The organism is Pacificispira spongiicola, assembly GCF_012926505.1.
GTDB lineage: Bacteria > Pseudomonadota > Alphaproteobacteria > UBA8366 > Aestuariispiraceae > Pacificispira > Pacificispira spongiicola.
This window is the reverse complement of the sequence record NZ_JABBNT010000001.1, coordinates 18,576-39,581: the sequence shown is the minus strand read 5'-3', so window position 1 is coordinate 39,581 and position 21,006 is coordinate 18,576. Positions and strand designations below refer to the sequence as shown.

Below are 21,006 nucleotides of genomic sequence, written 5' to 3'. Positions count from 1 at the left end.
GTAACGCATTCAAGCCGTGTTTGAAAGGTGGCGACCGTCTCACGGTTACGCTTGAAGCTTGGCGGCGTGGACGCCACACTCCCGCCCATGACGATAGGATATTGGTCAGACCTGACGGTGGAGGATTTTCGCGCGCTCGATACCGGGCGGGCGATTGCCGTTTTGCCGGTCGGCGCGACGGAACAACATGGGCCGCATCTGCCCCTGTCGGTGGACAGCGACCTGGCGTCCGGCGTTCTGGCGCGGGCAATGCCGAAGATCGACCCGGACCTGACCGTCCTGGTTCTGCCGCTTCAGCCGATTGGCCGTAGCGTGGAGCACGAGGCCTTTCCCGGCACGTTGAGCCTGTCGGCGGAAACCTTGATCCGTCTTTGGATGGATATCGGGGAGGGGGTCGCGAAGGCGGGAATCCGGAAATTCGTGATCTTCAACGGGCATGGCGGCAATGTGTCGACCATGGACATCGTCGCCCGCGATCTGCGCGCCCGCTTCGGGATGCTGACGGCGCATACATCCTGGTTCACGTTGGCCGAACAGGACAAGCATCTGGACCTGCACGAACTGACCCACGGCATTCACGGGGGACACGCGGAAACGGCGGCGATGTTAGCGCTGGCCGAAGATCGCGTGCGTATGGATAAGGCCCAAAACTTCCCATCGAAAGGCGAGGATTGGGCGAAGGAGAACCGTTTCGTCGGTGTCGGCGGCAAGCCGGTCAAGCTGGGCTGGTTGATGCAGGATTTGAACGCGGACGGCGCGTCGGGGAATGCCGCAGCGGCGACGGCGGAAACCGGCTCTGCACTGCTGGACAAGGCCGCGGAAAATTTTGCGGCCTTCCTATCCGAATTCGACCGGATAGCCCCCTAAGCATTCTTGTCATCCTGGCGAAGGTCAGGATCCAGGGATGCCCGCTCAACAGTCCCCGTCGCTATGGACCCTGGCCTTCGCCAGGGTGACGAGGCTAGTCAAAACAGCGACAGTTGGTCGTCCGCCAGCTTCTTCGGCTGTGCGGCTGGTTCCGGTTCCATCGGCAGGGGAGCTTCCTCCCAGACGGATGCGTCATCATTGCGCACGTCGTTCAGCTTTCGCGAAATCGGATAGTAGGTCAGACGGCGCGGGCCTTGATAAGGGCGCATCAGATCGGCGGCGTCATTCTGCGGGCCGGTCAGCCAGGTTTGGAATCCGTTCGAATCCAGGATGACCGGCATGCGGTGGTGCAGCGGGGACAGGATTTCGTTCGCATCCGTGGTGACGATACTGCAGGTATCGACATCCGATCCGTCCGCCCCCAACCAGCGTTCCCAGAGACCCGCGAAAGCGAAGGGGCCATCGTCCTCGAACCGGATGCGGTAGGGCTGCTTGATGCCGTGAAGGGTCTTCCATTCGTAGAAGCTATCGGCCGGGATCAGGCAGCGGCGCCGTTGAAAAGCGGTCTTGAAGGACGGTTTCTCCCGCACCGTTTCGGCGCGGGCATTGATCAGTTTGGCGCCTATGGAGGGATCCTTTGACCAACTCGGGATCAGGCCCCAGCGAGCGGGAAAGGCCGCCGGGCCGTCCGGTTCCTGACGCACCGCAAGAACGGCCTGGGTCGGCGCGATGTTCCAGCGTTCCGTCAGGTTCGGCAATTGACGAAAGCCGAACAGTTCCCGAAGCCGGTCGACCGGCAGGGTCAGGGCGAAACGACCGCACATGTCTAACTGGCTTCCCCATTCGTGAAAGTTTGGTAGGCGGCGGCGATCCGCGTCGCCGTCGTGACACAGCATAGCGCGGCAAACCCATAGGCCAAGACCGGGAAGTGGTTCGGCAGAAGGCAGCACAGGACCAGGAAGGCGATGGTCTCCGTCCCCTCCGTCAGGCCCCCCAGATGATAGAAACTCTTCTTCCCCCGGATTTCGGTGGAGATACCCCGCTTCGCGGCGACGATGGCATAGGCGAGGAAACTGCTGCCCGTGCCGATGAAACTGGCAATCAGGACGGCGGCGGGCAGGGCGTTCACTTCGGGATGGGCGACCGCGAATCCCAGGGGGATCACGGCGTAGAACAGGAAATCCAAGACGATATCCAGATACCCGCCGAAGTCGGTCGCCCTCGTCTGACGGGCCACCGCGCCGTCCAATCCGTCCGACAGACGGTTCAGCAGGATCAGGACCAGTCCGGTGAGATAGAGTTCAAATCCGATGCAGACCGCCGCCGCGAAGCCCGGCACCGCCCCCAGGAGGGTCACCTGATTGGCGTTGATCCGATAGCGGACAAGCCCCCTGGCCATCCAGGCGAGAGGCGGGTCGATCAGGGGGCGAAGACGGGCATCGAACATAACCCCGCGATGATGTGTCCCCCGCCCGCGTCAGGCAAGAGGCGTCACGGTCACAGGCGCGTGACGGTCACTTGATATCGAAATCCACCACGACGCGGTCGGTCATCGGATGCGACTGGCAAGACAGGACGAATCCGGCCTCCACCTCTTCCGGGGTGAGGGCATAGTTCACGTCCATCGCGACCTCGCCCTCCAGGACCTTGCACCGGCAGGTGCAACACATGCCGCCCTTGCAGGAGAAAGGCAGGTCCGCACGATTTTCCGACGCTGCGTCCAGGATCGTTTCGCCGTCGGAGGCGATGTCGAGTTCGCTTTCAATCCCATCGAAAATCACCGTCACATGGCGCAGTTTCGCGCGGTCGGCCTCGCTCATCGTCGCCGCACGGTCCTCACGCGCCTTCGCCGCCGCCACGCTGCCATCCGCCGGGGTGAACAACTCCATATGGACTTTCTTCGGATCGACGCCGGCCTCTTCCAGGGCGGCGCGGGCGTCGTCGACCATGCCTTGCGGGCCGCACAAAAAGACCTCATCCGCATGGGTCGGGTCGACCGGTCCGGCGAACAGGGACCGGCATTTATCCGCATCGATACGACCGTTCAGCAACGGGACCTCGCGCGGTTGCCGCGACAGGACGTTGATCATGCTGAACCGCGTCGGATAGTGATCCTTCACGCCCTGCAACTCCTCCAGGAACAGGATGGAACCGGCATTGCGGTTACCGTAGATCAGGGTCACGGAGCTGTTCGGTTCTCCGGCCAGATAGCTTTTGATCAGGGACAGGATCGGCGTGATGCCGCTGCCCGCCGCGATCATCAGGTAATTCTTCGCATGGGCCGGGTCGATCGGCGCGGTGAAGCGGCCTTCGGGGGCCATGACGTCGATGCGGTCGCCCTTCGCCAGTTTGCTGTTGGCGAAGGTGGAAAATCGACCGTCGGCGATCTGCTTCACGGCGACGCGCAGGTCGTTGTCGTTGACGCCGCTACAGATGGAATAGCTGCGGCGGACTTCTTCCCCGTCGATCATGGTGCGCAGGGTCAGATACTGACCGGGTAGGAAGCGGAAGGCGTCGCGCAGGTCTTCCGGCACGGTGAAGCCGATGGACACGGAATCGTCCGTTTCACGACGGACTTCGGCAATTTCGAGCGAATGAAAACCGGCCACGTTGATCCTCCCGAGATCAGATACACTTGAAATATTCAAAGGGTTCCAGGCAGTCCGTGCAGCGGTATTGTGCCTTGCAGGCCGTGGACCCGAATTCGCTGACTTTTTCGGTATGCGCGGACCCGCAATGCGGGCAGGGAACGTCCGGGTCGGCCCCGAACAAGGTCCCGCGTCCGGCGCCTTCTCCTGCCGCCGTGCCGACCGGCGGCGCGATGCCGTAGTCGCGCAGCTTGCGCTTGCCGTCCTCGCTGATCCAATCCGTCGTCCAGGCAGGGGCCAGGATCGTGTCGATGGTCACCGTATCATGTCCCGCCTGCAGCAGCCGGTCGCGGATCGCCATATTGATCGCCGCCGTCGCCGGACAGCCGGAATAGGTCGGCGTGACACCGATCCGGATCGCGCCGTTTTCCGCCACGGCAACGGATCGGACGACCCCGAGGTCCAGGATCGTGAGGACCGGCACTTCCGGGTCGGGAACCTCCTCCAGTAGCCGCCAGATGGCCGCTTCCGTTGGAAATTTCCGCTGCTGGTCTAGCGACACGACGGGCATGACATTACCAGTCCATGCCCGGATAGGCGCGCTGCATGAATTGCATGTCGGCCAGGATGTATCCCAGATATTCCGAATGTTCGCCCTTGCGACCGCCACTGCGCGGGAAGTCCGCGGTCGGGCGGGTCAGGGTGGCTTCGGATAGGACGCGGTCCATCATCGAATCCCAGGCCGGGCGCAGGCTTTTCGGATCCGGGCCGATCCCGGCGGCGGTGATCCGCGCGTCCAGGTCGTCGCTTTCGAACAGTTCCTCGACGAATATCCAGTGCCGGTCGAAGGCCGCCTGAATGCGGCGATGGCTTTCGTCCGTTCCGTCGCCCAGCCGGATCACCCATTCGCCGGAATGACGACGGTGATAGGTGACTTCCTTCAGCGTCTTGGCGGCGATGGCGGCCAATTGATCGTCGGTGCTTTTGGTCAGTGCGGAAAACAGTTCGACATTGTAACAGTCGATCATGAACTGGCGCGCCATCGTATCGGCGAAATCGCCGTTCGGTTGTTCCACCAGATGCACATTCTTCCAGTCGAACACGTCGCGCAGGAAGGCGATGTCGTCTTCGGTTTGACCTTTTCCCTCGACCTCCCCGGCATGGGTGTAGATCAGGCGTGCCTGACCGATCAGGTCCAGGGCGACGTTCGACAGGGCGATATCCTCTTCCAGGACCGGGCCGTGGCCGCACCATTCGCACAGGCGCTGGCCCAGGATCATGGAATTGTCGCCCAGGCGCAGCAGGTATTCGACCAAGTCGGCCCGATCGATCTGCTGGGCGTCGATCTGTTGGGTTTCTGTCGTCATGGCCTACATATTCTCCACGCCGTCCGGCACCGTATAGAAGGTAGGATGCCGGAAAATCTTGTCGTCCGCCGGGTCGAAGAACGCGCCGCGTTCCTCCGGCTGGGAGGCATGGATATCGCTGGCCAATACGACCCAGACGCTCTCGCCTTCGCGGCGGCGGGTATAGACGTCGCGGGCGTTCTGGATCGCCATTTCGGCATCCACGGCACGCAGGGACCCGGCATGCTTATGGCTCAGGCCCTGACGGCTGCGGACGAAGACTTCCCAGAGCGGCCATTCCTTGGCATTCGTGGACATGCGGTTTCCTTCCTAAGCGTATTTGGTATTCGCGGCTTGTTAGCGCGGCTTGTTATTCAGCTGCGGCGGCGTGCTGCCGCGCCTTGCGTTTTTCGGCATGGGCAATGGCGGCTTCGCGGACCCAGGCGCCGTCGTCATGGGCGGCGCGGCGCGCCGCCATACGTTCCCGCCCGACCGGACCGCCGCCTTTCAGGACAGCCTTGAATTCGTCCCAGTTAATTGGCCCGAAATCGTAGTGGCCGCGGTCCTCGTTCCATTTCAAATCCGGGTCGGGGACGGTTAGGCCGAGGAATTCGGCCTGCGGTACGGTCATGTCGATGAAATGCTGACGCAGGTCGTCGTTGGAGCGGCGTTTGATCTTCCATTCCGTGCTCTGGTTGCCGTGCGTCGACTCGCTGTCATGCGGGCCGAACATCATCAGCGACGGCCACCACCAGCGGTTCAACGCGTCCTGCGCCAGTTTTTTCTGAGCCGGGGTGCCCTGGGCCAGCTTGATCATGATTTCGTAGCCCTGGCGCTGGTGGAAGCTTTCTTCCTTACAGATGCGTTCCATCGCGCGGGCATAGGGACCGTAGGAACAGCGGCACAGCATGACTTGATTGACGATGGCCGCGCCGTCGACCAGCCAGCCGATCGCCCCGACATCCGCCCAGGTCGGGACCGGATAGTTGAAGATGGACGAATATTTGGCGCGTCCGTCCAGCAGGGCTTCAATCGTTTCCTCGCGGCTGGTGCCCAAGGTTTCGCAGGCGCTGTAGAGGTAGAGCGCGTGCCCGGCCTCGTCCTGGATCTTGGCCAGCAGGACCGCCTTGCGTTTCAGGGTCGGCGCGCGGGTCAGCCAATTGCCTTCGGGCAACATGCCGACGACTTCGGAATGCGCGTGTTGGGAAATCTGTCGGACCAGCAGTTTGCGATACCTGTCGGGCATCCAATCGCGGGGTTCGATCTTCTCCTCCCGGTCCAGCAACGCCTGGAAACGCGCCGCGCCGGATTCATCCTCCGGCGACAGATGGGCTTGGTCGCTCATCCCATTTCTCCCTAAAGCGGGTTGTTCTGCTTTCTGACTAACATGATACACTTTTTTTAAATTAGTTCAATATATCGTATCATATCGCACCAGCGATTGATTGTTGTCGGTTTCTTCGACCGAATACAATTTATTTTCAGTGACTTAAGAGTGTCCCGGTTTCCAGTCCGTCGGCCAGGTCGGCCCGAGGTCTTCCAAGGCGACCGTCAATTTTTCGACATCCAGACGGATCGCGCCGTCGCCGGAAAAGGTTAGGACGACGGTGCCGTCGTGATAGGCGATGGCCAAAAGGGATAGGAGCTTATCGCGCGCGCGGCCGTCGATGCCGCGGCGGGCGACCTTGCGGACGAAATCGAAACGCAGGCCCGAATGGACACGGGCATAGGGCGGTGCACCGTCATCCCGTTCCCAGCAGAACCGGTTCAGCGCCAGGATGAAGCTGCCCTCATCCGCCATGAAACGCATATCGGCAAGCGGCACCAGGGAATCCTGCACCATGCCCGACAGGATGCTGAGATCCTCCAGGTCGTAGGCGCGCAATTTCAGGGGTTTTTCCCCGTCCCGCATAGTCGATTTCCCCCAACGATACTCGCCGAACGATACAAAGCGTGGCGTCCGATGTCGAGGTATACGGTGTCGCGGGGCGGCTAACCCTTTTTCGGGTCGCCGTTTTTCGCGATCCAGTCGTCGTAGACGGGACGGCCCATCTGAAACTGATCCGCCGTCTTCGTGTACCAACCGCTACCGTAAGTCCGTCCGATCATGTGCAGGGCCGGTGTGTCGACATAGGCCTTGTCGGCATCCAGGATATATTCGTCTTCGATCCGAATGCCGACCACGCGGCCGACGACCAATGTCTGCCGAGGACCGGTGACCAACGATGTCAGATTGACGCATTCGAAAGAGACGGGCGATTCCGCAATCTGCGGCGGCTTTACGAGTTGCGACGGGCGCTGCGTCAGGCCGGCAATGTCGAATTCGCTGACGTCGCGGGGTGCGTCGATACAGCTTATATTCATTTTCTCCGCCACCGCCTCATTCACCAGATTCACGACGAATTCGCCGGTCGTGAGGATATTATGGGCGGAATCCTTGAAGCCGCGCTTGGCATCTTTCTGAATGCCGATCACGACGGTCGCCGGATCGCTGCCCATCACGTTGAAGAAGCTGTAGGGGGCGGCGTTCGCCACCCCGTCCTCCGACAGCGTCGATACCCAGGCAATCGGCCGGGGAACGACGGTGGAGGTCATCAGCTTGTAGGCGTTTTGCGGTTCGATCCGGCTAACGTCGAAGAACATGAAATCGCTTCCTTTCCGGGTGGCGTCAGCCGACCTTTACCACGGGATGGCGGATCGTGCCGATGGCTTCGACATGGGCTTCGACGACATCGCCCGGCCACAGCCATTCCTGCGGGTCGCGGCCCGCGCCGACGCCTTCCGGCGTGCCGGTCGCGATGATGTCGCCCGGTTCCAGCGTAATTCCCTGGGAAATATCGGAAATCAGGGTCGGGATTTTGAACAGCATGAACTTGGTGTTCGAGTTTTGCTTTTCCACGCCGTTGACCGTCAGCCACAGGTTCAGGTTCTGCGGATCGGCGATTTCATCGGCCGTGACGATGCAGGGGCCGAAGGGGGCGTAGGTATCCATGCCCTTGGAATAAATCCACTGTCCGGCGCGGCGATTGTCGCGGGCGGAGACATCGATCATCACGCTATAGCCGAAGACGTGGCGCAACGCGTCGTCTTCCGTCACGCGGCGGGCGGTGCGGCCCATGATGACGGCCAGTTCGACCTCCCAGTCCAGTTGTTGGGTGATCGCGGCGTTGTGTTCGATCGCGTCGCCCGGCCCGATCACGGTCGTCGGCGGTTTGGAAAAGATCACCGGCTGGGTCGGCAGGTCCTTCGACGTGTCCAGCGTACGGCTGGATTCCGCGACATGTTCCAGATAGTTCAAGCCGATCCCGAAGATGTTCTTGCGGGGACGGGGGATGGGCGCCAGCAATTTGACGTTTTCGATGGGCAGGGCCGAACCGATGGGCCAAGTGCTGCGGCATTCGTCCAGAGCGTCGGAAATCCGGGCCAATGCCGCCGGGCCCAAATCGATCAGGTCCAGCATCGTATCCGGAAAGTCCTCGCCCATCACCGCACCCAGATAGGCGACGTCCACGACAAGGCCTTCTTCAATCACGCCCAGACGGGCCGCGGCATCCACTGTCGGCCGGAAAGTAACCAGTTTCATCTTCTATCCCTACTTTTTTAGATTAGTCGATCAGCGGCTGGTGGCCGCCATTGTCGCCGAAGGCTTCCTCGCGATAGAGGCCGAGCGCCCGCATTACCGGTAGATCGTTGAAGCAGAACAGGCAGGCATCCTCGCTGTCGGACGCATTGGCATGTTCGTGCCAGGCCCAGGACGGAACGCAGAAGATATCCCGTTCCGACCATTCGAACTTCTTACCGTTGATCACGGAATAGCCGGAGCCTTTGGAACATTGGTACAGGTAACTGCCGGTATGCCGGTGGGCCTTGGTTTTCTCACCCGGACGCAGCATCTGCATGCTGGCGCCGGTGGTCGGCATCACCGGGCCGCCGGTGACCGGGTTTATGTAGTTCATCATGATCCCGTCATAGGGCGACCCGTCACTGGTATCCGCCAAACGGGACAGCGCTTCATAGGTCGGTTCCCATTCGTATTTGAACATCGGGGAATAGGGTTTGTCCCAAGCGCCGCCAAGAGGAGAGTTCGCCGGTGTCAGACCGGGATTGCCCCAGGCCTTCGTCATATCGTCGACCGGATAGTTCGTCGCTTGCGAAAGATCGGGATGCACCTCGTAGAAATTCGCTTCCAGGCAATTGACCAGCGGAATGTCCAACCCGTCCTGCCAGATGCAGGGGGCGCCGTCTTCGGATACGCCGTGTTCGTGCCAGGTGCCGTTCGGCGTCAGCACGAAATCGTTGCGGCCCAGCGTCATCTTGTGGCCATCCACAATAGTATAGGCGCCGGACCCTTCCATGATGAAACGCAGGGCGGAGGCGGAATGCCGATGCGCGGAGGCGCATTCCCCCGGATGCATGACCTGAAGCCCGGAATAAATCCAGCCGACCGCCGCGGCGACTTCCTTGCGGCCCGGATTTTCCAGATAGATGACGCGGCGGCCCGCCTTTTCCGGTGTCACCAGATCGACGGATCGCAGGACATGATCGCGCAGGTCGTTGTAGCGCCAGATCATCGGCACCGATTCAGATTTCGGCTCCCAGGGTTCGATCTTGTTCGCGACGGTCCATAAGGCCCCCGCGCTGAGCTGTTCCAACTCGTTATAATAGGCGTCCAGTTCCGGTGAATCCTCGACATTCGCCCGCCCGGCAACGTCCTCGCGATAGTTCTGTCGGGTCGACGGCATGGTCGTGCCTCCCTCAAAATGCCCTTTGTTGTCGAAAGAGTGACGGTCGACGCGGATATTGTAAACAAAATTTTCGAAAATCTTGTTTATTTGCGAAAATATGAGTAGAAAGTTGGCCGAAGGAGCAACAATCCATGTCTCAGGTTTCGCCGTCCCCCTATGCCGACATTGCGGTCGGAATAACGCCCGATACCGGTAAGCGGACCCTGGCGGATACGGTCTATGACCGGATGCGCTGGGACATCGTGCGGGGCGAGCTGCCGCCCGGCATGCCGTTACGCCTGGAACAGTTGAAAGATCGCTACAGCGCCGGTTTCTCGCCCTTGCGGGAAGCGTTGAACCGGTTGCAGGGGGAACGGCTGGTCGTTTCGCAATCCCTGCGCGGATTCGTCGTCGCGCCACTGTCCCGAGACGAAATGAACGACGCCATCGACGCGCGTATCCTGGTTGAGGGGGAGGCCTTGCAGCGGGCGATCCGAAACGGCGGCGACGCATGGGAGGCGGAAATTCTGGCCGCCGCCCACGAACTGACGAAATCCCTGCGCCGAGCGTCGGATGGATTTGATGTCGACATGACGGATCTGGAACGCCGACACCGCCGGTTCCACCACGCATTGATCGCGGCCTGCGGATCGACGCGGCTGCTGCGCATGGCGGATACGCTGTATATGGAAACCGAACGCTATCGCCTGACGGCACTGCACCGATCCGTCGATCTCGGCGAACGGGACGTTTGTACGGAACACGAAGCCTTGGTCCGTGCCGTCTTGGCGCGGGACGAAGATGCCGCCGCGGCGCTGTTGACCGAACACTATCGCGATACGGGCCGCCAGATGGAGTCGGTGCTTACCGCCTGATGCATCACTTGATCCCGGCGCGCATGAAGCTCTGCACGAATTGGCGTTGGAACAGCAGGAACGCGATGAGCAGCGGGCCTGAGGTCATCAGCGTCGCCGCCGTGATGATCGACCAGTCGATCCCCTGATCGACGGAGGAAAAGACCGACAGACCCACCGTGACAGGTCGTGTTTCGACGGAATTCGTTACGATCAGCGGCCATAGGAAATTGTTCCAATGGTAACTGACGGACACCAAGCCGTAGGCGAGGTAGGTCGGTTTGGCGAGCGGAACATAGACCTTCCACAAGATGCCGAGCGTTCCGGCCCCTTCGATGCGGGCGGCTTCCTCCAACTCCTTTGGGACGGTCATGAAGGTCTGGCGCAGCAGGAAGATGCCGAAGCCCGACGCGACATAGGGCAAGGCGATGGCGGCGATCGTATCGATCAGGCCCAGGACGCGCATGGTCTGATAGTTTTCGACGATCAGCATTTCCGGCATGACCAGCAATTGCAGCAGCACCAGCGTGAACAGCAGCGTCTTGCCGGGAAACTCGAACCGCGCGAAGGCATAGGCGGCGAGGGTGCACAGCACGAATTGGCTGAGCGTGACCATCGTCACCAGCATCACCGTGTTGACGAAATAATGCGCGAAGGGTGCGGCGTTCCAGGCATTGACGAAGTTCTGCAGCGTCAACGGCGCGAAGGGTTCGAAGCGTGTGGCATAGGCGCCGGGATGGAACGCGGTCCAAACCGCGTAGATCAGAGGCAGGAACCACAACAGGCCGAGGGCCCAGGCCCCGATCGTGTTCAGAATCCTGTCGTAACGGCTGGTATCGACGGCGATTTCCATCGTGTCCACGCTCATCGGTAATGCACCTTTCGATCGACCAGGAAGAACTGCCCGATGGCGAGCACGGACAGCAGGACCAGCAGGGCGATGGTGGCGGTCGCCGCATGCGCCGTATCCCAGAATTTAAACCCGGCCTCATAGATGTAATAGAGCAGCAGGGAGCTGGCATTGTCCGGCCCGCCTTCCGTCATCACGAAGATATGGTCGACCAGACGGAAGGAATTGATGACCGCGTTCACCGACACGAATAGCGTCGTCGGCATCAGCAGCGGGAATGTCACGCGCCGGAAAAAGGTCCATCGGCTGCTGCCTTCGATGGCGGCGGCCTCACGCAGGCTGGGCGGGATCGTCTGAAGGGCGGCGAGATAGAAGATCATGAAGAAGCCTGCTTCCTTCCAGACGGCGACGACCATGAGCGCGCCCAGGACCGTGTCGGGATTGCCGAGCCAGTTCGCCTCGCCCGCGCCCCAGAGGCCGCGGACCTGATCGATGAAGCCGAAGCCCGGCGTGTAGAAGAAAAGCCAGATATTGGCGACGGCGATCAGCGGCAGCACGGTCGGTGCGAAATAGGTCATGCGCACGAAGCCGCGGCCATGCAGCTTGCTGTTCACGAACAGCGCCATGATCAGCGCCAGCGCCACGGAAACCGGAATGGTGATCCCGGCATAGAGCAGGTTGTTGTACAGGACCTGCCAGAACTTATCGTCCGTCAGCAGGGTTTGGTAATTTTCCAGGCCGACGAATTTCGCCGATCGCTTGCCGCGCGGCGTCGAAAAGAAACTGGCCCAGAAGGTCACGACCGCCGGATAGTGGGTGAAGGCGAAAAGCAGGATCAGTGCCGGGCTTAAGAGCAGCCAGCCGTGGATCCATTCGCGCCGTCCCATCATGTCCGAATTCCTTATCGAAAACCCGCGTCCCGGCGGCGCGGGTAAGGCGCCGCCGGAAGTTGGGAGTAGCTAAGACTTAGCGATAATCCGCCAGAACCTTGTCGGCTTCGGCCTGGGCGTTCTTCAGGGCTTCTTCCGCCGACATCGTGCCGGTGATCGCGGCTTCCAAAGCATCGTTCAGGATGCCGGTAACGCGCTGGTTCTGATAGGTCGCCAGTTCGGCCACCGCGAATTCAAGCTGCTCGCGGGCGACCAGCGCCTGCGGGAAGCCCTTCACGTAGTCGATCATCGCCTGGGTTTCCCAAGCGGCCGGGCTCGGCGCGACATAGCCGGTCGCGATGGTCCAGCGGGCGGCCTGTTCCGGGGCCGTGATCCACTTGATGAAGTCGAGGGACGCAGCCTTCTGTTCGTCCGTCGAGTCCTTGAAGATGTAGAAGTTGCCGCCGCCGGTCGGGGCGCCGCGACGCTTGTGGGCCGGCAGCATGGCGACGCCGAAATCGAACGGCGCGTTTTCGCGGACGTTGGTCAGGTTACCCGTGGTCGTCCACATAATGGCGGCCTGGCGCTCGAAGAAGGCCTTCGGCGTGGCACCCCATTCGATGATGCCCGGCTGCATGATGCCGTGCTTCTTGGACAGGTCGACCATGAAGTTCAAGGCTTCGACAACCTTCGGATCGTCGAAGTTGGTCTTGTTGCCGGCGTCGTTGGCCAGGATCACGTCGTTTTCCGTGGTCAGGCCCTGAAACAGCCAGTAGGGGAAGCCGGAGGACGGGATGCGCAGGCCCCACTGGGTAACCGTGCCGTTGGCGTCCTTCTTGGTCAGCTTCTTGCCGAATTCGACCATTTCATCCCAGGTCGCGGGCGGGAGTTCCGGGTCCAGACCGGCTTCCTTGAAGGCTTCCTTGTTCCAGTACATGACCGGGGTCGAGCGCTGGAAGGGGATACCGTAGGTCTTCCCGTCGGTCATGGAATTGTCCATGAAGCCCGGATAGAAGGAGGTCAGCCACTTCTTGTCTTCATCCGTCGTCGCAACGTCGTCGAAGGGGATGATGACGTCTTCGTCGATCAGGGTGAACATGTCGACCGACAGGATCACGGCCAATTGCGGCGGGGTGCCGCCGCGCGCCGCGGTCAGGGTCTTGGTGATCGTGTCCTGATAGCTGCCGGCATAGACGGCGTCGATTTTGACGTCCGGATGAGCTGCCGCATATTCGTCGGTCAGTTCCTGGATCGTCGTCGCGGCCTTACCGCCGACGGCGACCGGGAAGTAGAATTGAAGGTCGACGGCAAAGGCGGTGCTGGCCATCAGGCCCGACAGCGCGGCGGCGCCGAGACCGGCCCCAACTTTTCGCATGAAAGACATTGGTTTATGCTCCTTTTGTCTTCGGTTTACGAGATCACTTGCTAACCAAGGCATTGGACCGTTCGGAACTTTTAGCGGAGGGCCGAACGGTCCTTTCTATGACGACGCCATCTGCTTGGCGGCGTCATGTTTCGGTGTCGGCGCGGAGCCCTGTCCCGTTAGGGGAAGACGCTCGCCGTTGACGGAATTGAACAGATGCATGGCCTCGTCGCCCCAGCCGAGGCGCAACCGGTCGCCGGGTTTCATCCCGGCATGGCGGGGCAGGCGGGCGGTCAGCACGGCCTCCCCCAATCGGCAATCGACCAGATTGTCCGCGCCCAGATATTCCACGGCTTCCACGACAGCCTCGATGCCCGACGGGTCGCGGCGGATATCCTCCGGCCGGACGCCCAGCAGCGCGGTGTCGCCCTGCGCGGGATCAATGGCCAGCGGTAGGGGCGCATCCGTGCCCGGTATCGTCCAGCCGCGCAGGCCGCGCTTCAGCTCGATCAGGTTCATCGGCGGCGTGCCGATAAAGCGGGCAGTGAAGGCGCTGGCGGGCCGGTCATAGATATCGGTCGGGGTGCCGACCTGTTCGATGCGTCCGCCATTCATCACCACGATACGGTCGGCCATGCTGATCGCTTCCGCCTGATCGTGGGTGACATAGACCATGGTCAGGCCCAGCTTCTGCTGCAGCGCGCGCAGCTCCACACGCATTTCATGGCGCAGCTTGGCGTCCAGGTTGGACAACGGCTCGTCCATCAGGCAGATCGGCTTTTCCGCGATGATCGCGCGGCCCAAAGCGACGCGCTGCTGCTGCCCGCCGGACAGTTGGTTGGGCTTGCGGTCCAGCAGCTCCTGCAATCCCAACAGTTCCGCGACCCGGCGCAGGCGCACGGCGCGTTCGACCGGCGGCACCTTGCGGACCTTCAGGCCGAACAGGATGTTTTCCTCCACATTCAGATGCGGGAACAGGGCGTAGGATTGGAAGACCATGGCGATGCCGCGATCGGTCGGCGGGCGGCGCGTCATGTCCTTGCCGTCGATCAGGATACCGCCGTCGCTGGCCGCCTCCAGCCCCGCGATCAGGCGCAGCGTCGTCGACTTGCCGCAGCCGGACGGGCCCAGCAGGACCGTGAACTTCCCGGCCTCCGCCGTGAAGGATACGCCGTCGACCGCCGCTGTTTCTTTCCCCGCCTTGTCTCGCCAGACCTTGCTGAGGTGCCGGATATCGATAGTGACCCCGGTCTTGTTGGCCCCGCTCATGCCGCTTCCTCTTCACCGCAATAGATGACCTGCCGCCCCGCCTTGCGCAGCATCGCCGCGATGCCGGGCGGCGGGGTGCCGTCGCAAAAAATTACATCCGCTTCGTCGATCAGGCCGCCGCGCACATGACCGGCGCGGCCGAATTTGCTGGCGTCGAGGATCAGGAAGGATCGGCGGCTGTTGCGCCGGATCGCCTCGCGCACCTGCACTTCCTCTTCATGGAAATCCATCAACTCGCCCGTGGCATCGACCCCGCCGACGCCGTAGATGCCGATATCGACCTTGTAGCGGGCGAAGAAATCCTCCACCGCGCTGCCGACCACGTCGCGTTCGGCAGAGCGCAGCGGCCCGCCGGGGATCGTGACCTCCGCCGTCGGAATGGCGCAGGCGGTCAGGGCCGCCATGATGTTGTTGGTATAGACCTTCAAATGAAGATGCGCCGACAGGGCATGGATCACCAATTCCGGCGTCGTCCCGATGCTGACGGCAACGCTGGCCCCGTTCGGGACATGCCGCGCCACGGTCCGCGCGATACGCTGTTTCGCGTCGAAATTCAGGATACGCCGTTGACCGAAGCTCAGATTGGCCGTCGGAACCGGCAATTCGACCCCGCCATGCCGCCGTTTCAGAACGCCCAGTTCCGCCAGTTCCGAGATATCGCGCCGGATCGTCTGGGTCGTGACGTCAAAATGCGTCGCCAGGTCGGCCACGGTCTGAAACCCGCGCTCCCGCACCCGCTCCGCAATCTGCGCCTGCCGCTCCGTAATATCCCCGACCATCGCCCCCGGCCCAAAACCCGATCCGCATATCTTGAGGGCAGCAGGAATACAGTCCGGCCATGACACGACCGCTTCGATTTCATGACATTCGAATGAATGTTCGGATGAACATGGCGACGTTTAAGGAAGTGCCGACCATAGGGACGGATAGGTCGCGACGACGCCAAACGGATCGATTGTCAAAACTGCTTCATACGAATGCTCCGGAGAAACATACCAATATTCGTTTTCCGCAATCCGTCGATACATCTGCCTTAGTGGCTTCCAAGACCAATCCGTGACGTCCAACCACACGGCGGTCGATTCAGCCTCCTCGCCGATGGCGAGGTTCAGGCGGCGGATGGCGATTGTGTTGGTGGCGGGGGTGAAGCCCAGATCGACGTCGAACAGGCCGTCGGTGCCGTCGATATGCCGGCCGTTTACGGTCCATTTGCCGTTAGGCGCGCGGTTCAGGTCGATATGGATGTCTCGGTCCCCTTGCCAGCCGACGATACGGGCGCTTCGGGATATCCAGTCGTCGGTGCAGAGGACAGAATAGGTCAGACTGACGACCGTGCTGTTTTCCCGATAGGACGCGGTTCCCTGGATTTCCCAGCCGTCGCCCATCGGGCGGAAGCGGCAGGCCTCCATCCCGTCCATGTCCAACCGGTTCCAAAGGACTGTCCGTTCCTGCCGCATGTATCGCGCCATCCGTATCGTCTGCCGTTAGAATGATGAATCCGGCCATAAGTGGCAGCGAACCAATGGCGGGTTGAAAGTCTATACCTTCGACATCGATTTCGCCTATAGCGGCCGCAGGATTCCATGCGGTTCGAATGCCCGCCATCTACAAGGATATGTCCAACACGGTCCTCTGCACCATCGACGTTCCCGGCGGCGATTCCACCTGCGCCTATAACGGCCGCGTGTTGACGATCAACGGAAAGGAATTCGTTCGGGAGTAGAGATGCCGTTCCTCTCTCGAATTCCGGAGGCGCATCGTTAGTCAGGGTTGGACGGTCTGTGTCGGCTGTTCCTCGGCCCAGGTCAGCAAGGCGTCCAGCGCAGGACACAAGGCCTGCCCCCAATCGGTCAGGGCGTATTCCACTTTCGGCGGAACTTGATGGTAAACAATACGCCGAACGATACCGTCCGCTTCCATTTGGCGAAGTTGCTGGATCAACATCTTTTGAGAAATTCCCTGAATCCCGCGTTCCAGTTCTGAGAACCGCTTTATTTGACCGCCGAACAAATGAAAGAGAATGATAAGCTTCCATCGTCCTTCGAGAAGTTTAAGAGCATGTTCAACACCTTCAGCCGCCGTCTCGCGGGTGTAACTGTGTTTGGAACCCTTTGAAGGTTCGGTCTCGGGCAGCTTGTTTTCCATTAACTTACCTTCTCGTAAGTACCATACTTTTTTGTCGGTACTTGTTATCGGGTAACGTTATGTCGATCTTTCGTTCCGTACAACGGATATGCGCTGTTTCCGGCGCGGAATGGAAGGATACGTCATGCAGACCACATTACCTGATCCTATCTCCCGATACTTTGCCGCTGATAAATCGGACGGCGCAGCGGTGGCTCAGTGCTTTACGGAAACTGGACGCGTTACCGACGAGAAGCAGACCTATCGTGGGCGCGATGCCATTCGGAAATGGCGTGAGGAGGCTACAAGCCAGTACACATATACCGTTGAACCTTTTTCGGTACGAACCGACGGTGAGGCCGTCATCGTGACCGGCCATGTATCCGGGAACTTCCCGGGCAGCCCCGTGGACCTTAAATACCGATTTGTCCTGGCCGACGGCGAAATCGATTCCCTGGAGATCGCGCTATGAGCTTTTCTCTAGAACTCGAAGGGCGTCTTGCGTTGGTGACAGGCGGGACAAAAGGCCTTGGTGCGGCTGTTGTGAATATTCTGGCCCAAGCGGGGGCTAGGGTTGTAACGACGGCCCGAACCGTCCCGGACGTATTTCTGGATAACGTGCACTACGTTGCCGCTGATTTGACCTCGCCAGATGGATGCGATGCGGTGGCTGAGGCGGTCAGGGAGCATTTGAGCACCATCGATATAATCGTTCATGTCTTGGGCGGGTCCCAAGCCCCGGCTGGCGGATTTGCCACTTTGGACGATGACGTCTGGATGCGGGAAATTAACCTGAACCTGATGCCCGCAGTCCGGCTCGATCGCGCCCTCCTACCGCTAATGATCGGGCAAGGGACGGGGGTCATTGTCCATGTTGCCTCCATCCAGCATCTGCTGCCGTTGCCGGAGTCGACGACGGCCTATGCCGCTGCGAAGGCTGCCCTTTCGACCTACAGCAAAAGTCTATCCAAAGAAGTCGCACCGAAAGGCATCCGAGTGCTGCGCGTGTCGCCTGGATGGATTGAGACGGAAGCTGCGGAACATCTTGTCGAGCGTATCGCCAAGGAAGCAGGAACGGACAACGAGGGAGGTCGGCGGATCATTATGGACGCATTGGGCGGTATTCCTCTGGGACGGCCGGCAAAGCCGTCGGAAGTTGCGGACTTGATCGCGTTTCTGGCATCGCCGAGGGCGGGCGCAATCACCGGGTCCGATTTCGTGATCGACGGCGGCACTGTGCCGACGGCGTGATATGCGCGTTGCGCCCGCTATCCTGTAGCGGCGACCCTGGGCGCGAATAAAATAGCCGCCGAGACCTGTTTGGCCCCGGCGGCTTTCGTCTCTGCCGATGACGTCGCGGCTTAAGACTTCATGCGCGCATTGGTCGGGTCGTAGAGGGATTTCATGCCGATGCCTTCGACTTTGACTGGGAATTTCTGGTCGAAATATTCGATCTCCAGTTCCAGGCCTTCCTGGCAATAGTCGTGGGGCAGGTAGCCCATGGCGATGTTCTTGCCGACCGACGGGCCGTAGGCCAGCGAGGTCGTGTAGGACCGGCGGCCCTTACTGTCGATCAGGACCTCGTTGGTTTTCGGATCGACGATCGGGCAGCTGCCCATCATGAAGCGGGCGACGCCGTCCTTGTCGATGTTGTCGGTCACCGTCATCGTGCACAGCATGGCCGCCTGATGCGGCAGGTCGCGCTGGGCGATGTTGGCGTCCTTGCCGCGAAAGTCGGCGGCTTTCACCTTCGGACGGGCCAGGCCTGCCTCAAGCAGGTTATATTCGGTCAGCAGGTCCGCGTTCTGCAGACGCAGGCTCTTTTCCAGACGGCGGCTGTTGGCATAGGTCTCAACGCCGATCGGGGTGATGCCGACCTCGCGGAACATGTCCCAGAGCGCCAGGCCATACGACATGGAGAAGTGCAGTTCCCAACCCTGTTCCCCGACATAGGAGATGCGGAAACCCTTCACCGGAACGCCGCGCAGGGTGAAGTCCTTGCAAGCGCCGAAGGCGAAGTTGTCAAGGTCGAGCCCGGCCGGATCGTCGGCCAATTGCTTCAGCGTCTCGCGGGCATTCGGTCCCCAGACGCCGATGCAGCCGTAATGGTCGGTGCGGTCTTCGACGAAGACGTCCCATTCCTTGTCCTGGGCCATGCGGCGCAGATAGGTGGCGTCGCGGTTCCCGGCATCGCCGCCGTCGATCATCTGGAAGCGGTTTTCGCCCAGACGCAGGACGGTCAAATCCGCCATCACCCCCCCGGTATCGTCCAGGAAGTTGGTGTAGACGCCCTTGCCCACGGCGGTATCGCCCGCGACCTTGGAGGAGGAAACATATTCCATCAGCGTCGCGGCATCGCGGCCCGTGATGTCATAGATGGCGAAGTGAGACAGGTTCACCATGCCGACATTCTCGGAAAGCTCCAGATGTTCGGCGTTGGAGACGCGCCAGAAATGGCGGTTGTCCCATTCGTTTTCGCGCACCGGCACGCGGTCGGCGTATTTTTCCAACAGGTGATCGTTGCAGGCGTAACCGTGGGCGCGTTCCCAACCGGCGATTTCCATGAAATGCGCCCCCAGTTCCTTTTCCCGCAGATAGTACGGGGCGGTGCGCAGGTTGCGACCCTTGGAATAGGGTTCGCGGTTATGGACCGGCGGGTTGTAAATCTTGAACGCGGATTCGAAGCAGCGGTCGTAGATGTATTTCTCCGACTTCTGGATCGGATAGAAGCGCGCGTAATCGATGGCGTGATGGTCGATATGGGTGCGGCCGTCCGTCATCCAGTCGGCGATCAGCTTACCCGTGCCGGGGCCGTCCTTGACCCAGACCGACACGCCGTACCACAGACCACGGACAGTCGGGGATTCCCCAATGGACGGGCCGCCGTCGGCGGTGACTTGCAGCAGACCGTTGAAGGAATGTTTCTCGTTGTAACCCAACTCGCCCAGGATCGGCGTCAGTTCAAGGGCGCGTTCCAGCGGCTCCATGATCTGTTCCATGTCCAGATCGCGCTGGGACGGGGACAGGCGGGCTTGTTCCTTTTCCAGGATATCGCGCGGGTGAACCAGACGCGGTTCCTTTTCTTCGTAATAGCCCCATTCGATTTGGCCGCCTTCGGTCGTTCCGGCGGCGCCCGTGTCGCGCAGATAGGCGGAGTTGCCCTGGTCGCGCAGTAGCGGATAGCCGATTTCCTTGCCCGTGCCTTCGAATTCGTTATACGGCCCGAAGAAGGTCAACGGGTGGTCGACCGGCATGACCGGCAGGTCTTCGCCCGCCATTTCGGCGATCAGACGGCCCCAGAGACCGGCACAAACGACGACCTTGGAAGTTTCGATATAGCCGCGCGTCGTGTGCACGCCCTTGATCTTGCCGTCTTCGATATCCAGGCCGGTGCAGGGCGTGTTCGGGATGGTTTCCAGCTTGCCGCTATCCACGGCTTCCTGGACCAATTCGCCCGCGACCGTCTGGGACCGCGGCACGACAAGGCCCGCATCCGGGTCGTAAAGCGCGCCCTGGATCACGTCTTCTTCCAGAAGCGGCATCATTTCCTTCGCTTCCTTGGCGGAGATCATGCGCACGCGGTTGCCGAAGGCACGGCCGGAGCTGACGCGGCGTTCCAGTTCGCGCATACGCTCGTCGTCGTCCTTGCGCGCAACCTCGATCCCGCCGATCCGTTCATAGCGGCCACGGGATTCGAAGAAGTCGATGGAATACTTCGTCGTGAACATCGTGATCGGATCATGCATCGTGTTGAAGCAGAAATCCGAAGCATGACCGGTGGAGCCGATATCCGTCGGAATGCCCGACTTGTCGATGCCGATGATGTTTTCCCAGCCGCGTTCGATCAGGTGGTGGACCACCGACGCGCCGACGATGCCGCCCAGGCCGATGATGACGACATCTGCCTTTTTATGGAACTGCGCCATTAATACCGTCTCCGTACTAGAAGAATTTGCGTAAGACTGGACCGCCGCGAGTGACCCTGGCGCCAACCGGTCGCAGAATGATCAGAACGCGACCGCCCGGCTTTCGAAAATGCGACGCCGACGGTAAATCCTACGTCACAAGCGGGTGTCGCGGAAGCACCGGGGAAAGCAAAGGGGAACGCGCACCATTCGACAGATATCGAAACTTGTATCACTATACCCGCAT

24 protein-coding genes are annotated in these 21,006 nt (G+C 60.9%); 5 read left to right on the top strand and 19 right to left on the bottom strand.

The window, feature by feature from the left end:
- Positions 1–87: 87 nt before the first annotated feature.
- The gene (locus HH303_RS00205; RefSeq protein WP_169623200.1) at positions 88–867 is read left to right on the top strand and encodes a creatininase family protein; all 780 of its coding nucleotides are present in this window, start codon (positions 88–90) and stop codon (positions 865–867) included.
- A gap of 98 nt (positions 868–965) precedes the next feature.
- Here the strand turns inward: HH303_RS00205 and HH303_RS00200 are convergent, their stop codons facing one another.
- From HH303_RS00200 to HH303_RS00150, 11 genes are all read right to left on the bottom strand, one after another.
- Complete coding sequence (locus HH303_RS00200) at positions 966–1,691, bottom strand: SOS response-associated peptidase (protein WP_169623199.1); 726 nt, start codon at positions 1,689–1,691, stop codon at positions 966–968.
- A gap of 2 nt (positions 1,692–1,693) precedes the next feature.
- On the bottom strand, positions 1,694–2,314 hold the full coding sequence (locus HH303_RS00195) for a CDP-alcohol phosphatidyltransferase family protein (protein ID WP_169623198.1): 621 nt from the start codon (positions 2,312–2,314) through the stop codon (positions 1,694–1,696).
- A 67-nt stretch (positions 2,315–2,381) separates the two neighbouring features.
- Positions 2,382–3,476, bottom strand: a complete 1,095-nt coding sequence (gene paaE, locus HH303_RS00190; RefSeq protein ID WP_169623197.1) for a 1,2-phenylacetyl-CoA epoxidase subunit PaaE — start codon at positions 3,474–3,476, stop codon at positions 2,382–2,384.
- A 16-nt stretch (positions 3,477–3,492) separates the two neighbouring features.
- A complete protein-coding gene (gene paaD / locus HH303_RS00185) occupies positions 3,493–4,026 on the bottom strand; it encodes a 1,2-phenylacetyl-CoA epoxidase subunit PaaD (RefSeq protein WP_169623196.1) in 534 nt (177 codons plus the stop codon).
- A 4-nt stretch (positions 4,027–4,030) separates the two neighbouring features.
- Complete coding sequence (gene paaC / locus HH303_RS00180; protein WP_169623195.1) at positions 4,031–4,822, bottom strand: 1,2-phenylacetyl-CoA epoxidase subunit PaaC; 792 nt, start codon at positions 4,820–4,822, stop codon at positions 4,031–4,033.
- Between the two features lie 3 nt (positions 4,823–4,825).
- A complete protein-coding gene (paaB, locus tag HH303_RS00175; RefSeq protein ID WP_169623194.1) occupies positions 4,826–5,119 on the bottom strand; it encodes a 1,2-phenylacetyl-CoA epoxidase subunit PaaB in 294 nt (97 codons plus the stop codon).
- A 52-nt stretch (positions 5,120–5,171) separates the two neighbouring features.
- Positions 5,172–6,146, bottom strand: a complete 975-nt coding sequence (gene paaA, locus HH303_RS00170) for a 1,2-phenylacetyl-CoA epoxidase subunit PaaA (RefSeq protein WP_169623193.1) — start codon at positions 6,144–6,146, stop codon at positions 5,172–5,174.
- A gap of 144 nt (positions 6,147–6,290) precedes the next feature.
- Positions 6,291–6,713: a DUF2948 family protein gene (locus HH303_RS00165; protein WP_169623192.1), complete on the bottom strand. Its 423-nt coding sequence runs from the start codon at positions 6,711–6,713 to the stop codon at positions 6,291–6,293.
- 80 nt (positions 6,714–6,793) lie between these two features.
- Positions 6,794–7,444 carry a flavin reductase family protein gene (locus HH303_RS00160; RefSeq protein WP_169623191.1) on the bottom strand — a complete coding sequence of 217 codons (651 nt, stop codon included), beginning with the start codon at positions 7,442–7,444 and terminating at the stop codon, positions 6,794–6,796.
- A 25-nt stretch (positions 7,445–7,469) separates the two neighbouring features.
- On the bottom strand, positions 7,470–8,384 hold the full coding sequence (locus tag HH303_RS00155) for a fumarylacetoacetate hydrolase family protein (RefSeq protein WP_169623190.1): 915 nt from the start codon (positions 8,382–8,384) through the stop codon (positions 7,470–7,472).
- 22 nt (positions 8,385–8,406) lie between these two features.
- Entirely contained in the window at positions 8,407–9,543 is a 1,137-nt protein-coding gene (locus tag HH303_RS00150) for a cupin domain-containing protein (RefSeq protein ID WP_169623189.1), read from the bottom strand.
- Between the two features lie 134 nt (positions 9,544–9,677).
- On the opposite strand from HH303_RS00150, the gene HH303_RS00145 reads away from it, so the two are divergent.
- Positions 9,678–10,400: a GntR family transcriptional regulator gene (locus HH303_RS00145; protein ID WP_169623188.1), complete on the top strand. Its 723-nt coding sequence runs from the start codon at positions 9,678–9,680 to the stop codon at positions 10,398–10,400.
- A gap of 4 nt (positions 10,401–10,404) precedes the next feature.
- Here the strand turns inward: HH303_RS00145 and HH303_RS00140 are convergent, their stop codons facing one another.
- The 6 genes from HH303_RS00140 to HH303_RS00115 form a co-directional block, all read right to left on the bottom strand.
- Entirely contained in the window at positions 10,405–11,247 is an 843-nt protein-coding gene (locus tag HH303_RS00140) for a carbohydrate ABC transporter permease (protein WP_227421440.1), read from the bottom strand.
- The gene (locus tag HH303_RS00135) at positions 11,244–12,119 is read right to left on the bottom strand and encodes a carbohydrate ABC transporter permease (protein ID WP_169623187.1); all 876 of its coding nucleotides are present in this window, start codon (positions 12,117–12,119) and stop codon (positions 11,244–11,246) included. Before HH303_RS00135 ends, HH303_RS00140 begins: the two co-directional genes overlap by 4 nt.
- A 76-nt stretch (positions 12,120–12,195) precedes the next feature.
- Complete coding sequence (locus HH303_RS00130) at positions 12,196–13,482, bottom strand: ABC transporter substrate-binding protein (RefSeq protein ID WP_169623186.1); 1,287 nt, start codon at positions 13,480–13,482, stop codon at positions 12,196–12,198.
- Positions 13,483–13,578: 96 nt separating this feature from the next.
- Positions 13,579–14,730, bottom strand: a complete 1,152-nt coding sequence (locus HH303_RS00125) for an ABC transporter ATP-binding protein (RefSeq protein WP_169623185.1) — start codon at positions 14,728–14,730, stop codon at positions 13,579–13,581.
- Complete coding sequence (locus HH303_RS00120; protein WP_169623184.1) at positions 14,727–15,509, bottom strand: DeoR/GlpR family DNA-binding transcription regulator; 783 nt, start codon at positions 15,507–15,509, stop codon at positions 14,727–14,729. Before HH303_RS00120 ends, HH303_RS00125 begins: the two co-directional genes overlap by 4 nt.
- A gap of 120 nt (positions 15,510–15,629) precedes the next feature.
- Entirely contained in the window at positions 15,630–16,187 is a 558-nt protein-coding gene (locus HH303_RS00115; protein WP_169623183.1) for a putative glycolipid-binding domain-containing protein, read from the bottom strand.
- A 137-nt stretch (positions 16,188–16,324) separates the two neighbouring features.
- Between HH303_RS00115 and HH303_RS20165 the strand changes: the two genes are divergently transcribed.
- A complete protein-coding gene (locus HH303_RS20165) occupies positions 16,325–16,453 on the top strand; it encodes a hypothetical protein (protein ID WP_264465879.1) in 129 nt (42 codons plus the stop codon).
- Between the two features lie 41 nt (positions 16,454–16,494).
- On the opposite strand, the gene HH303_RS00110 is transcribed toward HH303_RS20165, so the two are convergent.
- Complete coding sequence (locus tag HH303_RS00110; protein WP_169623182.1) at positions 16,495–16,875, bottom strand: winged helix-turn-helix transcriptional regulator; 381 nt, start codon at positions 16,873–16,875, stop codon at positions 16,495–16,497.
- 124 nt (positions 16,876–16,999) lie between these two features.
- On the opposite strand from HH303_RS00110, the gene HH303_RS00105 reads away from it, so the two are divergent.
- Positions 17,000–17,326, top strand: coding sequence for a nuclear transport factor 2 family protein (locus HH303_RS00105; protein ID WP_169623181.1), 327 nt, complete (start codon positions 17,000–17,002; stop codon positions 17,324–17,326).
- Entirely contained in the window at positions 17,323–18,105 is a 783-nt protein-coding gene (locus tag HH303_RS00100) for an SDR family oxidoreductase (protein ID WP_169623180.1), read from the top strand. The genes HH303_RS00105 and HH303_RS00100 overlap by 4 nt, the downstream gene beginning before the upstream one ends.
- A 110-nt stretch (positions 18,106–18,215) precedes the next feature.
- On the opposite strand, the gene HH303_RS00095 is transcribed toward HH303_RS00100, so the two are convergent.
- The gene (locus HH303_RS00095) at positions 18,216–20,780 is read right to left on the bottom strand and encodes a GcvT family protein (protein WP_169623179.1); all 2,565 of its coding nucleotides are present in this window, start codon (positions 20,778–20,780) and stop codon (positions 18,216–18,218) included.
- Positions 20,781–21,006 lie beyond the last annotated feature (226 nt).

Bases quoted from the DNA above. Each gene is read 5' to 3' on its own strand.
- HH303_RS00110 (WP_169623182.1), bottom strand. From the start codon at position 16,875: ATGGAAAACAAGCTGCCCGAGACCGAACCTTCAAAGGGTTCCAAACAC.
- HH303_RS20165 (WP_264465879.1), top strand. From the start codon at position 16,325: ATGCCCGCCATCTACAAGGATATGTCCAACACGGTCCTCTGCACCATC.
- HH303_RS00130 (WP_169623186.1), bottom strand. From the start codon at position 13,482: ATGTCTTTCATGCGAAAAGTTGGGGCCGGTCTCGGCGCCGCCGCGCTG.
- HH303_RS00095 (WP_169623179.1), bottom strand. From the start codon at position 20,780: ATGGCGCAGTTCCATAAAAAGGCAGATGTCGTCATCATCGGCCTGGGC.
- HH303_RS00105 (WP_169623181.1), top strand. From the start codon at position 17,000: ATGCAGACCACATTACCTGATCCTATCTCCCGATACTTTGCCGCTGAT.
- HH303_RS00205 (WP_169623200.1), top strand. From the start codon at position 88: ATGACGATAGGATATTGGTCAGACCTGACGGTGGAGGATTTTCGCGCG.
- HH303_RS00145 (WP_169623188.1), top strand. From the start codon at position 9,678: ATGTCTCAGGTTTCGCCGTCCCCCTATGCCGACATTGCGGTCGGAATA.
- paaD (WP_169623196.1), bottom strand. From the start codon at position 4,026: ATGCCCGTCGTGTCGCTAGACCAGCAGCGGAAATTTCCAACGGAAGCG.
- HH303_RS00200 (WP_169623199.1), bottom strand. From the start codon at position 1,691: ATGTGCGGTCGTTTCGCCCTGACCCTGCCGGTCGACCGGCTTCGGGAA.
- HH303_RS00140 (WP_227421440.1), bottom strand. From the start codon at position 11,247: ATGAGCGTGGACACGATGGAAATCGCCGTCGATACCAGCCGTTACGAC.
- HH303_RS00100 (WP_169623180.1), top strand. From the start codon at position 17,323: ATGAGCTTTTCTCTAGAACTCGAAGGGCGTCTTGCGTTGGTGACAGGC.
- paaB (WP_169623194.1), bottom strand. From the start codon at position 5,119: ATGTCCACGAATGCCAAGGAATGGCCGCTCTGGGAAGTCTTCGTCCGC.
- paaC (WP_169623195.1), bottom strand. From the start codon at position 4,822: ATGACGACAGAAACCCAACAGATCGACGCCCAGCAGATCGATCGGGCC.
- HH303_RS00120 (WP_169623184.1), bottom strand. From the start codon at position 15,509: ATGGTCGGGGATATTACGGAGCGGCAGGCGCAGATTGCGGAGCGGGTG.
- HH303_RS00160 (WP_169623191.1), bottom strand. From the start codon at position 7,444: ATGTTCTTCGACGTTAGCCGGATCGAACCGCAAAACGCCTACAAGCTG.
- paaA (WP_169623193.1), bottom strand. From the start codon at position 6,146: ATGAGCGACCAAGCCCATCTGTCGCCGGAGGATGAATCCGGCGCGGCG.
- HH303_RS00155 (WP_169623190.1), bottom strand. From the start codon at position 8,384: ATGAAACTGGTTACTTTCCGGCCGACAGTGGATGCCGCGGCCCGTCTG.
- HH303_RS00125 (WP_169623185.1), bottom strand. From the start codon at position 14,730: ATGAGCGGGGCCAACAAGACCGGGGTCACTATCGATATCCGGCACCTC.
- HH303_RS00135 (WP_169623187.1), bottom strand. From the start codon at position 12,119: ATGATGGGACGGCGCGAATGGATCCACGGCTGGCTGCTCTTAAGCCCG.
- HH303_RS00150 (WP_169623189.1), bottom strand. From the start codon at position 9,543: ATGCCGTCGACCCGACAGAACTATCGCGAGGACGTTGCCGGGCGGGCG.
- HH303_RS00165 (WP_169623192.1), bottom strand. From the start codon at position 6,713: ATGCGGGACGGGGAAAAACCCCTGAAATTGCGCGCCTACGACCTGGAG.
- HH303_RS00115 (WP_169623183.1), bottom strand. From the start codon at position 16,187: ATGCGGCAGGAACGGACAGTCCTTTGGAACCGGTTGGACATGGACGGG.
- HH303_RS00195 (WP_169623198.1), bottom strand. From the start codon at position 2,314: ATGTTCGATGCCCGTCTTCGCCCCCTGATCGACCCGCCTCTCGCCTGG.